This is a genomic window from Actinomadura sp. 21ATH (assembly GCF_041951345.1).
In the GTDB taxonomy this organism is placed as follows: domain Bacteria; phylum Actinomycetota; class Actinomycetes; order Streptosporangiales; family Streptosporangiaceae; genus Spirillospora.
On sequence record NZ_JBGNUR010000002.1, the window covers coordinates 1 to 13,461 of the forward strand.

A 13,461-nucleotide genomic window follows, 5' to 3' on the forward strand; every position below is an offset into this window, starting at 1 on the left:
GCTCACGTGTTACTCACCCGTTCGCCGCTCGAGTACCCCCGAAGGGGCCTTTCCGCTCGACTTGCATGTGTTAAGCACGCCGCCAGCGTTCGTCCTGAGCCAGGATCAAACTCTCCATTAAGGTCCACACGACCACCGAAGGAGCGAACCCCCGGCAGCCAAACCTCGAAGAAAATCCCAGCAAAACCACAACCCCAAACAGGGGCCATGTCATTTGCCTCAAAGAAATCCCCGACCACCAAGAAACACTCGATGGCCACGGGGCGGTCCGGTCACCAATGAACCGAACCGATAAAGGCACTGGCTTTTAACACGCTGTTGAGTTCTCAAGAAACGGACACCCACCGTACCGGATACGCTTTCGCGTTTCCCGCCCCGGGGCGACTTTTCTTACTTTATCAGATCGGCCCGGTCTGTCAATTTCGGGCTTTTCTGATTGCCGTTCCGGTTCCGCTTCCGCGGATCCCTCCGGGCGATGTCTCTATTTCATCAGATCCCGCTCGTTTGTCAAAACGAAGCCTTTTCCGATGCCCACACGCATGCGGGCACGGCTGAGCCGTACCGGCCTGAACGTAGTGGGGTACCCCCTGATCCGGCCGCCATGCACGATGGCGTCACGTTCCTCAAGGGACGAGGAGTGAACTTATGCGGTCCCGGCGGGTACGTCAAATCGGCGCGCGGCTCAGGGCTCCGGGTTCTGCATCAGGGCCAGGGTGGCGCCCGCGGGGTCCTGGACGACGCAGTACGCGCCGGGGCCCTCGCCCTTGGGGCCGGCGACCACGAGTCCGCCCAGGTCGCGGGCCTTCTGGACGGCCGCGCCCAGGTCGTCCACCGAGATGTACGGCATCCAGCGGGGCGGCAGGTCGGCGTTCTCCCCTGCCTGCTGGCAGACGCCGGCGACGGGGGTGCCGTCGTGGCCGGTCATGAAGTAGTCGTCGGTGTCGTCGTAGTCCTCGCCGGTGCGCAGGCCCTGGACGCCCCAGCCGACCACGGCGGCGTAGAAGTCGCGGACCTCGGGTGCGTTGGGGACGGTGAGGTCGAGTCCGATGAGGCTGCCGGGACGGGTCATGAATCCTGCTCCCTACTTGTGGTGATCATGTGTTCGCGCCAGTGGCCGCCCAGGTCGTCCAGGCGGGCGCGGGCGTCGCCGAAGGCGGCGAGGCTGGCCCAGAGCGTGCCCATCTCGCGGGTGACGAAGAGGAGGCCGTCGTCGAGTTCGGCGACCGTGGCGAGGAGCGCCTTGGCCGGGCGTTCCAGGACGATCCGGCCGGACAGGGTCTCCCCGGTGGGGAGTTTCATCTCGATGCGGCCGCCGGTGACACCGCAGGCCGCGCGGACGCGTTCCCAGGCGGGGGCGTGGGGCGCCGTGGCGACGATGCTGCGGCGGGGTTCGCCGGGGTGGCGTTCCAGGTAGTGGCGGAGGCTGAGGAGGAAGGCGTCCCAGCCGTGGTCGGTGCTGTCGTAGAAGTCGTCCCAGTCGTCGCTGTCGGGGAAGCCCGAGTGGACGAGGCGCAGCACGGTCCGGCCGCCTTCGGTGGTGGTGATCGTCCATTCCTGGACGGTCGGTTCGTCGAGGGCGGGAAAGTCGCCGGGGTCGGCCGGCGGCAGGTCGACGAGGCGGAGCCGGCGGCCGGGCTTCCAGACGTCGATGCGGCTGGTGCCCTCCTCGACGGTTCCGCCGGGTGTCTCCCAGCCGACGGTGACGGTGCCGTTCTCGCCGGGGGTGACGCGGGCGCGGTCGGCGTACCAGCGGGTCAGTTCGGTCGCGTCGGTGACGGCGCGCCAGACGTCGTCGGCGGACGCGTCGATCTCGATCTCGTGCCGGTGGTCGCGGGTCATGGCGCCGCCTCTTCCGGGGGGTCGGTGATGGCCTGGTGCGCGCCGATGACGAGGCGGTGCCGCCGCGCCCGGGGGTCGTCCGGCCGGTGGTGGCGGGCGGCGATCGTCCGCGTGGCCGCCGCGAGCTCGTCCAGGAACTCGCCCATGGCGGCCGGGGAGGCGAAGTCGATGTCGAGTTCGAGGGTGAACGTGGCGAGCGGCCGGCCGGCGGCCGCGGCGCGCCGGCGCAGCGCCGCCACGTCGGCGGCCAGCCGGGAGGCGGCGGTGTACAGGTAGGCGCTGGAGTGGCGGTCGCGGTCGACCGCGCGCACGCGGCGCTCGACGAAGCCGCGCCGGCGGCGCTCGTCGACGAGCTCGACGAGGCCGAGGCGTTCGAGTTCGCGCAGGTGGTAGTTGATCCGCTGCCGGGGGAGGCCGAGGCGCCTGGCGAGTTCGCTGGCCGAGGCGGGCTCGGCCAGCTGGTCGAGGAGGGTGCGGCGCAGCGGGGACAGGCCCGCGGGGCCGGACGGTGCGCGCTCGGCGGCCGGTTCGCTCACCCTCCCGACGGTAGATTTGACAAATCAATCTGTCAATTGGTTCGTCACGTTTTCACCGGTTTTCACGGTTGTCCCGGCGGCCTGCGGGAACGTTCTGGTCACCCGGCCATCCCCGACCACACGAGGGAGCCGCAAACGGGTGGCCGGACGGCGCCGCCCGACGGTTTGCCTGAAATGGCCGTTATCCAGGGATTCCACAAACGCCCCGCATGAGCGATCGTGCGAGCACCGGCCGATTCGCATGCTTCGGAGGTTGACCCGTGAGCTACTACACGCCACCCGGTGCGGGCGGATACCCGCAGTCCTCGCCGCCCCCGCCCAACAACCTGGTCTGGGCCATCCTGACGACCATCTTCTGCTGCCTGCCCGCCGGCATCGTGTCCATCGTGTTCGCGGCGCAGGTCAACTCCAAATGGCAGCAGGGCGACTACCAGGGCGCCCAGAACGCCTCCAAGAACGCCAAGACCTGGGCGATCGTCTCCGCCGTCGCGGGGGTGCTGTTCGGCGTCGTCTACGGGATCATCCTGCTGGTCGCGGCCTCGGAGACCTCCAGCTATTGATCCGCAGGCTCGCGGCGCCCGGCGGCGTGCTGGCCCTGGCCGCCGCCGTGGTCGCGTTCGTCGCCGCCGTCGATCCGAACACGGGCGGCACGTACCCGACCTGCCCGTTCCTGGCGCTCACCGGGCACCAGTGCCCGGGGTGCGGCGCGCTGCGGACGCTGCACGCCCTCGCCCACGGGCGGGTCGGCGAGGCGGTCGCGCTGAACGTCCTGGTGGTGGCGATGGTGCCGCTGCTGGCGTTCTTCTGGGCGCGGTGGACGGCCGCGCGGGCGCGCGGCCGTCCGGCGCGGACGAGGGCGGGCGACCCCCGGCTGATCTGGGCGCTGCTCGCCGGGGTCACGGTCTTCTGGGTGGTGCGGAACCTGCCGTTCGGGGCTTTCCTCGCGGCCTGAGTCAGGCGGCGGTGGACGGCTCGGTCGCCGGGATCTCCTCGGGTCCGGGCGGCGGCGTGCGGGTGAGGACGTTGAAGACCAGGTTGAGGATGATTGCCGTCAGGCTGCCCAGCGTGATGCCGCTGTCGAGGACGGCGGCGACGTCGCGGGGCATGCTCTCGCCGAAGTCGGGGAGCGTGGTGGGGAGCAGCGCCATGCCGATGCTGATGGCGACGATCAGGGAGTTGCGCTCCTGCCGCAGATCGGCCTGGGCGAGGGTCTGGATGCCGACGACGGCGACCGTTCCGAACATGGCGATCGCGGCGCCGCCGAGCACGTCCGGCGGGATGGCGGCGACGTAGGCGGCGGCCTTGGGGAACAGGCCGAGGATCATCATGATCACGCCGGCCGCGACGACCACGTAACGGCTGCGCACGCCGGTGAGGCGGACGAGCCCGACGTTCTGCGCGAAGCACGTGTAGGGGAACGCGTTGAGCGTGCCGCCGAGGAACGTGGACACGCCGTCGGCGCGCAGCGCGCGGGTGATGTCGTCGTCGGTGACCTCCTTGCCGACGATCTCGCCGGTGGCCTTGGAATCGCCCACGGTCTCCACGACGGTGACCATCATCACCAGCATCATCGCCAGGATCGCGCCGATCTGGAACGTCGGCGTCCCGAAGTGGAACGGGGTGGTGACCCCGAGCCAGGCCGACTCGCCGACCTGGTCGAAGTCGGTGTCGCCGAGCGCGAACGAGACGAGCGTGCCGCCGACCAGGCCGAGGAGGACGGCGATGCTGCTGATGAACGGGCGGCGCAGCCGGTACAGGGCGAGGATGAACAGGAGCGTTCCGCCCGCGTACCCGAGGTGCTTCCAGCTGCCGAAGTCCTCGGCGCCGGCGCCGCCCGCGGCGTCGGTGATCGCGTTCGGCAGCAGCACCAGGCCCATGATCGTCAGGACGGTGCCGGTGACGACCGGCGGGAACAGCCACAGGACCCTGCCGAGGAACGGCGCCAGCAGGAGGATCAGCAGCCCGGCCGTCATCGTGGCGCCGTAGATGGCCAGCAGCGCGGCGGTCCCGTTCTCCGCGCCCTGGCCGATCGCGATCATCGGCGCGACCGCGGTGAACGTGACGCCCTGCACGATGGGCAGCCGGACGCCGACCTTCCAGAAGCCGAGCGACTGGATGATGGTGGCGATGCCGCAGGTGAACAGGTCGGCGTTGATCAGGTAGATCAGCTGCTGGTCGGACAGCCCCAGCGCCCCGGCGAGCAGGATCGGGATGACCACCGCGCCCGCGTAGAACGCCAGGACGTGCTGGAAGCCGTACAGGGCCAGCCGGGGGACGGGGAGCACCTCGTCGACGGGATGCGTGCCGGCGGGGCGCGTGGGTGGACTGTCGTCGGCCATGCCTGTGTGGTGCCTTCCGCAATGGCGCCCCGCGCGGGCGGGGCGGGAGCCTGCCGTGCGAGCGGCCCGATCCGGTGGCCGAGGCCCGCGCCCGTCGCTAGGACTGCGGGTCGGCGAAGACCGGCGGCCGCTTCTCGAAGTAGGAGCGTACGGCCTCGGCCTGGTTGGGCGTGCCGCGGAGGGCGCCCAGGGCCCGCGACTCCTCCAGCAGCTGTCCGGCCTGGTCGTGGCCGTCGGTGGCGCGGTTGAGGAGCCGCTTGGCGGCGCGGATCGCGTCGGGGCTGCGGCCGGCGATGTCCCGCGCCAGGGCCATGGCGGCCTCGCGGGGGTCCTCGGCGGTACGGGTGGCCAGGCCGAGCCGTACGGCCTCCTCGCCGCCGACGGTGCGGCCGGTGAAGGTGAGCTCCTTGGCGACGTCGTCCCCGACGAGGCGGACGAGCGCGGCGGTGCCGGTCATGTCGGGCACCAGGCCCCAGCGGATCTCCAGGACCGACAGCTCGGCGTCGGGGGCGACGATCCTGATGTCGGCGCCGAGCGCGATCTGGAGGCCGCCGCCCAGGGCGTGCCCGGCGACCGCGGCGATCACCGGCTGCGGGAGCTCGCGCCAGACGTGCACGGCCTGCTGCCCGAGGTTGGTGATGCGGCCGGGCTCGCGGGCCGTGATGTCGGCGGTCAGGTGCCGGACCCGGTCGGAGGGGCCGGTCGCGGCGCCGTCGCCGCGCTCCCCCGCCATGGCGGCGAAGTTGGCGAAGTCGAGGCCGGCGCAGAAGGAGCGGCCCTCGCCCGACAGGACGACGGCGCGTACCGCGGGGTCGGCGGCGAGCCGGTCGCCGGCCCCCGCGAGCGCCTCGAACGTGGCCAGGTCGAGGGCGTTCAGCTTGTCGGGGCGGTTGAGCCGGACGTCGGCGACGCCGTCGCCGTCGATCCGCACGGTGACGCGTTCGGTCATGGGGGCTCCTCGGGCTCAGGTGACGGGCACGATCTCGGCATTTACCAGACGGCCGTCCCGGATGTCGAGGAGCCCGATCGTCCCGTGCGGCTGGCGGCGCCGGTCGGTGGGCGAGCCCGGGTTGAAGATCCGCAGGCCGAGCGCCTCGTCGGACTCGTCGAGCGGGATGTGGGAGTGCCCGAAGACGACGAGGGCGGCGGCCGGGAAGCGGCGGCGCATCCGGGCGAGCCGCCCCTTCGCCTGGCCGCTGTCGTGGATCATCGCGGCCGGCAGCCCGTCCAGATCGAGTTCGAGGGTCTCCGGGGCGCCCCACGCCGCGACGTCCGGCCCGTCGTTGTTGCCGAGCACGGCGCGGACCGGCGCGTACTCGGCCAGTTCGGCCAGCACGCCCGCGGTGCACGCGTCGCCCGCGTGCAGGATGAGGTCCGCGCCGTCCAGGTGCGCCGCGACCGCGGGCGGGCAGGACTTCCAGCGCCGGGGCGCGTGCGTGTCGGAGATCGCCACAACTCTCACACCCCAGGTCTACCCCGGGACGCGGTGCGTACCGGACGGTTCACGACGCGTGATTTAACCACTCCAGACCCCGGACTCAGGTCGGAAACAACTGTAAGCATCGAGTCACTTCATCTCGCTGACCTGCGGAGTTACCGTCGAATCCCCCTGCCGGTCCCGTGGCGGACTCCCCTCCCCGCACCGGCCGGGCCCGGCCACCTCACGCGGCGGTACAGGGATGGCGATGGACGAGCACGCGGCACCTCACGGCGGATCCGCACGGCGGACGACCGTCAGCTTCGACCTCGACGTGCTGCTCACCCTGATGCCCGCGCCGGGCGCCGACGTGCCGCTGGTGTTCCTGGACGACGCGGCGCGCACGCCGGCCCCGGACGTGCGCGCGGACGGCGAGCCGGTCAACGCGCTGGTGGCGGCCTGCCTGCAGACCGGGCTCGGCCTGGTCACCGACGCGCACGAGCTGCTGGTCCCGCTGGTGCCGGGCTGGAAGGCGGCGCTGGACCGCTGCGGCACGTTCACCGTGCGGAGCCCGCGCGACGAGCCGTCCCGGCCGTTCTGCCGGGTCGACCGGCTGACCGTGCCGCCCGGCTGGGCGCCCGCGGCGTCGCGGCTGGGGTACCTGGTGCTGTTCGCGGGCTCGATCGCGATCGCCGAGCACGCGGCGACCGCCGATCTGCGGCTGCGCGCGGCGGCGGAGAGCGGGCTGCTGGCGACCGGCGCCATCCGCTACCGGCCGGGCTGAGTCCCGGCAGGCCGGTCCCGCGGTGAGCGCGGGGCCCGCGGCCCGGGCGGACGGTACGCCCCCACCACCCACGCAGCCGTCCGCCCGGTCCCGCGTCCGGGGCGGCCATTTCTTAACCGATGTCCGTATTGCCGGTTCATCGGCCGCGCGACCGTGCCCGATGGACCACCATTTCTCGCCTCCCGGAACATGAATACGCGACCAATTCCGGTGCCACAAAAGAAGATCACAGCGGTTCCGTTAATCGGGTGGGAGAGTGCCCCGAGAAAAGGGGATGAGCAAGGTAGATCTTTTCGTTTCCGGTGCCGTCTGCTGTTACCGTCGAGGGCATGAGCGACGCGACCGGAAGGCTTCGCGAGTCATGGGAGGCGGCCCGTGACGAACTGCGCCACAAGATCGCCACGATTCCGATGCGGCCGGCCGACCGGCGGGCGCTGAACCACTCGCTCGACGCCTACCACGCGACGCTCACGGCATGGCTCCTCGGCCGGGACGCTCCCGGCCAGAGCGGCTCCGACCTGCGAGACCGGAGCATCGACGGGCGACGTTGAGCATCGCGCGCCGGCCCGCCCGGGGGGTCGGACGGCGCGCGGAACGCCCTGCGGGGGCGCACATCGGGGGGAATGCGCATGGAGGTCCCGGCCTGGCCGAGCTGGCGGGGCAAGGTGCTGCGCGAGCTGACCGCCGCCGAGATCGGTGAACTGCTCGCGCTGCTGGAAGAGCGCGACGGCGACGACCTGATCTGCCGCGTCCTCGCACTCGAACTCGCCGACCGGACCGCCGCCGCCGCCGACCATTCCATGGCATGGGTCTTTGAATGACCATTGCGGGCGAAATGACCGGGCACCGTTATGACATGGGACGAATGCATTTGCCCCGCGGCGCAATTCTATGCACTTCCGGTCCGTTCACCGGGGTCGCGAGAACGGCATATTTCGCCGTACGGCGGCGCATGCCGCACTCCCTGAGACTCTCTCACCGCCGGTCACCGCCCCACTCCCGTCTGTGGCGGTACGTCCGTCCCTGTCAGAACTGTCCGGGAACTTGACCATTTCTTTCAGCTTTCGCTCAGGTTCGGGGTTTAAGGTCCAAGTCACGAATGACGGCGACGGGGCCGCGTGGCCCGGGAAGGAAGTGGTCCGCGATGAGCGTCCGGGCTGCCCGCGTCCCGGAGAAGGCCGGGACCGGGGTCGTCGCCTTCCCCGCCGAGGTCGATCTCAGCAACGCCGAGGACGTGCTGTCCGAGGCGCTGCGGCTGATCCGCGAGGGGGCCACCGGGATCGTCCTCGACCTCGGCGGCTGCGCGTTCTGCGACTCCAGCGGACCCAACGTGATCTTCCGCGCCCGCGCCCGCGCGGCGGCCGCGGGCATCCCGCTGGTGGTGGTGCTGCCGACGCGCGGCATCGTCCGCAAGATCTGCGACATCGCCGGGGTCACCCGCGACATCGACCACGCGCCCAGCCTGGCGGCGGCCCGCGACCGGCTGGGCCGCCCGGCCTAGCCGGTCGCGCCGGGCTCGTCCGGCCCGCCGGGGCCACACTCTCCGCCGGGGCCGTCCTCCCAGCCGGGTCCGTCCTCTCCGCCGGGACGACCGGCCCACATGCGCAGCACCTCGTCCTCGATCGCGCGGTCGGCGCGCAGCACGCTGGTGAGGGCCAGCCCGCGCAGCAGGGCCAGCAGCGACTCGTACCGGATCCGTCCCCGCCGGCCGTCGGCCGCCGGGCCGGGGAACGCCTCGGCGAGCACCTCGTGCAGCGCCCGCCCGATCTCCCGCTCGGCCGGGACGAGGGCGGCGCGCAGGGCCGCGTCGGTACGCGCGGCCAGCCACAGCTCCAGCCCGGCCAGGAACAGCGGCCCCGACATGACCTCGTGGAACAGGCCCAGCGCCGCCTCCGTGCGCCCCTCCCCCGCCGGCAGCCCGCCGGCCCGGGTCCGGACGTCGGCCACCTGCCGCTCGGCGATGTGGTGGACCGCGGCGACCAGCAGCTCGGCCTTGGACGCGAAGTGGTGCAGCAGCGCGCCGCGCGAGACTCCGGCGCGGTTCTGGACGCCCTGGAGCGTGGTGTCGGCGTAGCCGTCCTCCACCAGGGCGGCGACCGCGGCCTCCAGCAGAGCCGCCCGGGTCCGCTCCCAGCGCTGTTGACGCGGGCGTTCCGGCACCCCACGATGGTAGCGACCGAACAAACCGTCCAGACGGACTATTTTGGCCCGTTCCAGGAGGCGCTGCCGCGATGACCGTCGTCACCAGCAAGGACGGCCCGATCACGCTGATCGGCATCGACCGGCCGGAGCGCCGCAACGCGGTCGACGGCCCGACGGCGGCGGCGCTCGCCGCGGCCTTCCGGGCGTTCGACGCCGACCCCGGCGCCGGGGTCGCGGTGCTGTACGGGACGGGCGGCACCTTCTGCGCGGGCGCCGACCTGCACGCGATCGGCACCCCCGACGGCAACCGCGCCGACCCCGACGGCGACGCGCCGATGGGGCCGACCCGGATGCGGCTGTCCAAGCCCGTCATCGCCGCGATCAGCGGTCACGCGGTGGCGGGCGGCCTGGAGCTGGCGATCTGGGCGGACCTGCGGGTGGCCGACGAGACGGCGGTCTTCGGCGTGTTCTGCCGCCGCTGGGGCGTCCCGCTGATCGACGGCGGCACCGTGCGGCTGCCCCGGCTGATCGGCCGGAGCCGGGCCATGGACCTGATCCTCACCGGGCGCCCCGTGGACGCCGCCGAGGCGTACGAGATCGGCCTGGCCAACCGGCTCGTGCCGGCCGGCGAGGCGCTGGCCGCGGCGCGCGAGCTGGCGGCCTCGATCGCCGCGTTCCCGCGCACCTGCCTGGTCCGCGACCGCGCCTCGGTGCTGGAGCAGGACGGCCTGGACGAGCCCGCCGCGCTGGCCAACGAGTTCCGGCACGGCCAGGTCTCGCTGGCCGTGGACGCGCTCGCCGGGGCGGCCCGCTTCGCCTCCGGAGCGGGCCGCCACGGCTCGTTCGGCTGACTCAGGAGATCTTGCCCAGGCCGCGCGCCGCGATGGTCGCGGTGCGGGCGACGACCTCGTCGTCGGGCGCGATCCCGGACTCGTTCCGGTGCGTGTAGATCGCGATGACGATGGGCGCGCCGCCGGACGGCGGCCAGGCGATCGCGATGTCGTTGGCACCGCCCTGGGCGACGTCGGCCGTGCCGGTCTTGTCGCCGACCGTCCAGCCCTCCGGCAGCCCCTTGCGGATCCGCTTGTCACCGGTGGTGTTGGCCTTCAGCCACCCGTTCAGCCGCTCCCGGTCCTGCTTGACCAGGGCGTCGCCGGCGGACAGCCGATGCAGGTCGGCGCCGATCGCGGCCGGCAGCGTGGTGTCGCGGCGCTCGCCCGGCTTCCAGATGTTCAGGTCGGTCTCCCACCGGTCGAGCCGCGAGTGGCGGTCGCCGATCGAGCGGAAGTAGCGGGTGAGCCCGGCAGGACCGCCGATCTGCTTCAGCACCATGTTCCCGGCGGTGTTGTCGCTGTAGCGGATGGTGGCGTCGCAGAGTTCCGTGACGGTCATCCCGGTCTCGCCGCGCCCCTCGCTGATCGGCGAGTTCTTGACCTCCTCCGAGGACTTCCAGTGCACGCGCCGTTCCATGAGGCCCGGGTCGGTGCGGCGCGCCTTGTCCAGGACGGCCCCGCACGCGATGGCCTTGAACGTGGACAGCAGCGGGAACCGCTCGTGCCCGCGGTAGGAGACCTTCGCCCCCGTGCCGGTGTCGACCGCGTACATGCCGATGCGCCCCTGGTACGACGCCTCCAACCGCCGCAGCTGCCGCTGCACCTCGTCCTGGCGGACGGGCGCCGCGCTCTGGGGCGCCGCCACCCGCGAGGCCGGCGTCTGGGCCTGCGCCCCGCAGGCCGCCGCCCCGCCGAACAGCGTCGCCGCCGCCAGGGCGGCGAGCCCCGCCCTGGCCAGGCGGCCGGGCCGCCGGTCGACGGCGGGCAGTTCCCCGTGAACGTCGCGCATCATGATCCTCTCTTCGCGTGATCTTCACGGCAGAGCAGACCAGACGCCGATGCCTCGCGTCCAATATTGATATGGGTCGCCGATCCATAAGAGCGGCGATATCAGCCCAGCTCACGCCAGTCGGCGGAGCCCAGGGACTCGGCCGCCTGCGGTCCCATGAACGTCAGCCCGCCGTCCACGAACAGCGTCGTCCCCGTGACGTACGACGCGCCCTCCCCGCACAGGTACGCGATCGCCGCCGCGACCTCGCGGGCGTCGCCGGGCCGGGCCAGCGGGTAGCCGGGGCGGCTGTCCGGCTCCGGCGGCTCGTCCGCCTGCCCGGTCATCGGCGTGGCGATCTCGCCCGGCGCGACCGTGTTGACGGTGATCCCGTACCGGGACAGCTCCATCGCCAGCACCCGCGACAGCATCCGCAGCCCGCCCTTGGCCGCGCAGTACGGCCCGGCGCCCAGCAGCGGGTACTCCTCGTGGACGCTGGTGACGTTCACGATCCGGCCGCCCGCCGCCCGGCCGATCATCCGCCGGGCCGCCCGCTGCGCGCACAGGAACGCCCCGTCCAGGTCGACCGCGAGCACCGACCGCCACTCCCGGTAGTCCATGTCGATCAGCGGGCGGGCGCTGCCGGTGCCGGCGTTGTTGACCAGCACCCCCAGGCCGCCCAGCTCGCCGGCCAGCTCGTCCACCACCGCGGCGGCGGCCTCCGGGTCGGTCAGGTCGTGCCGGCGGACGGCGGCCCGCCGGCCGTGCCCGCGCACCTCCGCCGCGGTCCGGCCGGCGCCCTCCTCGTCCCGGTGGTAGGTGATCCCCACGTCGAACCCGTGCTCCGCCAGCAGCGCGGCGGTCGCCCGCCCGATGCCGGAGTCCGCGCCGGTGACGACGGCCACCCGGTCGTATCCGGTCCGCTGGACGGACCCCTTCGTCTCGCTCATGGCCGCGCCCTTCCCCGTCCCGCGGGCCGGAACCATCCCCGCCGCCGTCCCGCCGGGCGCCGCCCGGCCGGATCCGGCGGGCGCCGGCCGCCGTCCGCCGGGGCCGTGCGGCGGAGCCCGGCGGCTACCTGCGCGGCGCCCGTGTCCGACGCGTTGGTCGCGCGGTTCGAGGAGATGCCGGGCGGCGAGATCCGCCCCGCGCTGCTGCCCTCCGCGCTGATGACCCGGCCGGTTCACCGCGCCGACAGGTGCGCGGTGAACCGGCCGGCCGCGGCCTCCTCCCACGGCCGGCGCAGCACCAGCACCACGTCCGTCTCGCCCGCCGCGCGGACCCGCAGCCGCACCACCCGCACCCCTGCCGCCCCGGGGCCGCCGTGCCCGGGGGCTCGTAGTCGTCCCCCACCACCTCGACCGCGTCGCCGCCCGCCTGCACCGTCCAGCGGTGGCCGGTGGCGGCGGCCTCGTGGAGCCGTACGACCAGTTCGTCCCCGACCTCGGCGGTGACCGTGGCCCCGTCCTCGGAGACCCGGATCTCGGCCATGGGAACCCGTCCTCTCGCCGGCACCGCGAGCGTAACGCGGATCCCGCGCCGCGCCACGCCTCCGGGGCCAGGACGCGCCTGGCCCAGCGGTGGTCGGCGCGTGCTGACCAGCGGCGGCGGGCCGTCCCGCTCATCGGGAGGGGCGGCCCGGAACGGGCCGCGCGGCGGTGTCATCGGCGGGGAGCACGCTGCCGACCGAGGGGGACGAGGTTCGATGACATCCACACCGGTGGCCCTGGTGACGGGCGCCAGCCGCGGGATCGGCCGGCGTACGGCGCTGGCCCTGGCCGGCGCGGGCTACGACGTCGCGTTCACCGCCCGTACCGCCGCGGAGGGCGAGGGCCGCATCCCCGCGCGGCACGGCGCCGGGTCGGTCGCGGTCCCCGGCAGCCTGAGCACCACCCGGGCCGAGATCGAGGCGCTCGGCGCGCGGGCGCTGCCGGTGCGGATGGACCTGCTCGACCGGGCCGGCGTGACGGCGGCCGCGGTGACCGTGGAACGCGAATGGGGCCGCGTCGACCTGCTGGTCAACAACGCCGTGGCGCACGTCGCCGGCAACCACGACCGCCTCCTGGACCTCGATCTCGACGTGGCGGCGAGCACGATCACCGGCAACTACCTGAACCAGATCGCGCTGGTCCAGGCCGTGCTCCCCGGGATGCTGGAACGCGGCCGCGGCACGATCGTCAACCTGTGCTCGGGGTCGGCGACCACCGACCCGCCCGCGCCGCCCGGCGAGGGCGGCTGGGGCGTCGCCTACTCGGCGTCCAAGGCCGCCTTCGGCCGCCTCGCCGGCGCCGTGAACGCCGAGTTCCGCGGCCGCGGCGTCCGCGCGTTCAACCTCGACCCCGGCTTCGTGATCACCGAGGCGGGCGCGGCGCGCGGCGGCACCGGCGCGATCGCGGGGAAGGGCTTCGAGCCGACCCCGGAGGAGGCGCCCGCCGCGGCGGTCGTCTGGCTCGCGTCCTCGCCCGACGCGGACGCGTTCCTCGGCAAGGTCATCTGGACGCCCAAGCTCGTGCGCGAGCGCGGCCTGCTCTGACCTGACCGCTGTGGAGCGGCCTCCCGCTCACCGGGAAGGCCCGCTGCGGC

General features: G+C 73.2%; 17 protein-coding genes and 1 rRNA gene. 8 read left to right on the forward strand and 10 right to left on the reverse strand.

Annotated features, from left to right (window positions below; translation table 11 throughout):
* The 4 genes from ACA361_RS06650 to ACA361_RS06665 all read right to left on the reverse strand — a co-directional run.
* Window positions 1-121: ribosomal RNA gene (locus ACA361_RS06650) — 16S ribosomal RNA — on the reverse strand; the annotation flags it as partial.
* 561 nt (window positions 122-682) lie between these two features.
* Window positions 683-1,069, reverse strand: coding sequence for a VOC family protein (locus tag ACA361_RS06655; RefSeq protein ID WP_375010917.1), 387 nt, complete (start codon window positions 1,067-1,069; stop codon window positions 683-685).
* Window positions 1,066-1,839 carry an SRPBCC domain-containing protein gene (locus ACA361_RS06660; protein WP_375010918.1) on the reverse strand — a complete coding sequence of 258 codons (774 nt, stop codon included), beginning with the start codon at window positions 1,837-1,839 and terminating at the stop codon, window positions 1,066-1,068. Before ACA361_RS06660 ends, ACA361_RS06655 begins: the two co-directional genes overlap by 4 nt.
* Entirely contained in the window at window positions 1,836-2,375 is a 540-nt protein-coding gene (locus ACA361_RS06665) for an ArsR/SmtB family transcription factor (protein WP_375010919.1), read from the reverse strand. The genes ACA361_RS06660 and ACA361_RS06665 overlap by 4 nt, the downstream gene beginning before the upstream one ends.
* A gap of 260 nt (window positions 2,376-2,635) precedes the next feature.
* Between ACA361_RS06665 and ACA361_RS06670 the strand changes: the two genes are divergently transcribed.
* Together ACA361_RS06670 and ACA361_RS06675 are read left to right on the forward strand one after the other, a co-directional pair.
* A complete protein-coding gene (locus ACA361_RS06670; protein ID WP_375010920.1) occupies window positions 2,636-2,935 on the forward strand; it encodes a CD225/dispanin family protein in 300 nt (99 codons plus the stop codon).
* The gene (locus ACA361_RS06675) at window positions 2,932-3,327 is read left to right on the forward strand and encodes a DUF2752 domain-containing protein (RefSeq protein ID WP_375010921.1); all 396 of its coding nucleotides are present in this window, start codon (window positions 2,932-2,934) and stop codon (window positions 3,325-3,327) included. Before ACA361_RS06670 ends, ACA361_RS06675 begins: the two co-directional genes overlap by 4 nt.
* 1 nt (window position 3,328) lies before the next feature.
* Here ACA361_RS06675 and ACA361_RS06680 read toward each other — a convergent pair whose 3' ends face one another.
* The 3 genes from ACA361_RS06680 to ACA361_RS06690 all read right to left on the reverse strand — a co-directional run bounded on the left by ACA361_RS06680 (window position 3,329) and on the right by ACA361_RS06690 (window position 6,176).
* Entirely contained in the window at window positions 3,329-4,714 is a 1,386-nt protein-coding gene (locus ACA361_RS06680) for a nucleobase:cation symporter-2 family protein (protein ID WP_375010922.1), read from the reverse strand.
* A 97-nt stretch (window positions 4,715-4,811) separates the two neighbouring features.
* Complete coding sequence (locus ACA361_RS06685; protein WP_375010923.1) at window positions 4,812-5,663, reverse strand: crotonase/enoyl-CoA hydratase family protein; 852 nt, start codon at window positions 5,661-5,663, stop codon at window positions 4,812-4,814.
* 15 nt (window positions 5,664-5,678) lie between these two features.
* Window positions 5,679-6,176: a metallophosphoesterase family protein gene (locus ACA361_RS06690; protein WP_375010924.1), complete on the reverse strand. Its 498-nt coding sequence runs from the start codon at window positions 6,174-6,176 to the stop codon at window positions 5,679-5,681.
* A gap of 223 nt (window positions 6,177-6,399) precedes the next feature.
* On the opposite strand from ACA361_RS06690, the gene ACA361_RS06695 reads away from it, so the two are divergent.
* The 4 genes from ACA361_RS06695 (at window position 6,400) to ACA361_RS06710 (ending at window position 8,416) form a co-directional block, all read left to right on the forward strand.
* Window positions 6,400-6,915: a hypothetical protein gene (locus ACA361_RS06695; protein WP_375010925.1), complete on the forward strand. Its 516-nt coding sequence runs from the start codon at window positions 6,400-6,402 to the stop codon at window positions 6,913-6,915.
* Window positions 6,916-7,244: 329 nt separating this feature from the next.
* On the forward strand, window positions 7,245-7,466 hold the full coding sequence (locus tag ACA361_RS06700; RefSeq protein ID WP_375010926.1) for a hypothetical protein: 222 nt from the start codon (window positions 7,245-7,247) through the stop codon (window positions 7,464-7,466).
* A 72-nt stretch (window positions 7,467-7,538) separates the two neighbouring features.
* On the forward strand, window positions 7,539-7,736 hold the full coding sequence (locus tag ACA361_RS06705; RefSeq protein ID WP_375010927.1) for a hypothetical protein: 198 nt from the start codon (window positions 7,539-7,541) through the stop codon (window positions 7,734-7,736).
* A 323-nt stretch (window positions 7,737-8,059) separates the two neighbouring features.
* Complete coding sequence (locus ACA361_RS06710; protein ID WP_375010928.1) at window positions 8,060-8,416, forward strand: STAS domain-containing protein; 357 nt, start codon at window positions 8,060-8,062, stop codon at window positions 8,414-8,416.
* On the opposite strand, the gene ACA361_RS06715 is transcribed toward ACA361_RS06710, so the two are convergent.
* Window positions 8,413-9,075 carry a TetR family transcriptional regulator gene (locus tag ACA361_RS06715; protein ID WP_375010929.1) on the reverse strand — a complete coding sequence of 221 codons (663 nt, stop codon included), beginning with the start codon at window positions 9,073-9,075 and terminating at the stop codon, window positions 8,413-8,415. The genes ACA361_RS06710 and ACA361_RS06715 overlap by 4 nt on opposite strands.
* Window positions 9,076-9,146: 71 nt before the next feature.
* Between ACA361_RS06715 and ACA361_RS06720 the strand changes: the two genes are divergently transcribed.
* Entirely contained in the window at window positions 9,147-9,908 is a 762-nt protein-coding gene (locus ACA361_RS06720; RefSeq protein ID WP_375010930.1) for a crotonase/enoyl-CoA hydratase family protein, read from the forward strand.
* Between the two features lies 1 nt (window position 9,909).
* Here ACA361_RS06720 and bla read toward each other — a convergent pair whose 3' ends face one another.
* Entirely contained in the window at window positions 9,910-10,902 is a 993-nt protein-coding gene (gene bla / locus ACA361_RS06725) for a class A beta-lactamase (protein WP_375010931.1), read from the reverse strand.
* Between the two features lie 98 nt (window positions 10,903-11,000).
* Window positions 11,001-11,828 (reverse strand): SDR family oxidoreductase, encoded by an 828-nt coding sequence (locus tag ACA361_RS06730; RefSeq protein ID WP_375010932.1) that lies wholly within the window; start codon window positions 11,826-11,828, stop codon window positions 11,001-11,003.
* 755 nt (window positions 11,829-12,583) lie between these two features.
* Here ACA361_RS06730 and ACA361_RS06735 point away from each other — a divergent pair.
* Window positions 12,584-13,411, forward strand: a complete 828-nt coding sequence (locus ACA361_RS06735) for an SDR family oxidoreductase (protein ID WP_375010933.1) — start codon at window positions 12,584-12,586, stop codon at window positions 13,409-13,411.
* Window positions 13,412-13,461: the final 50 nt, after the last annotated feature.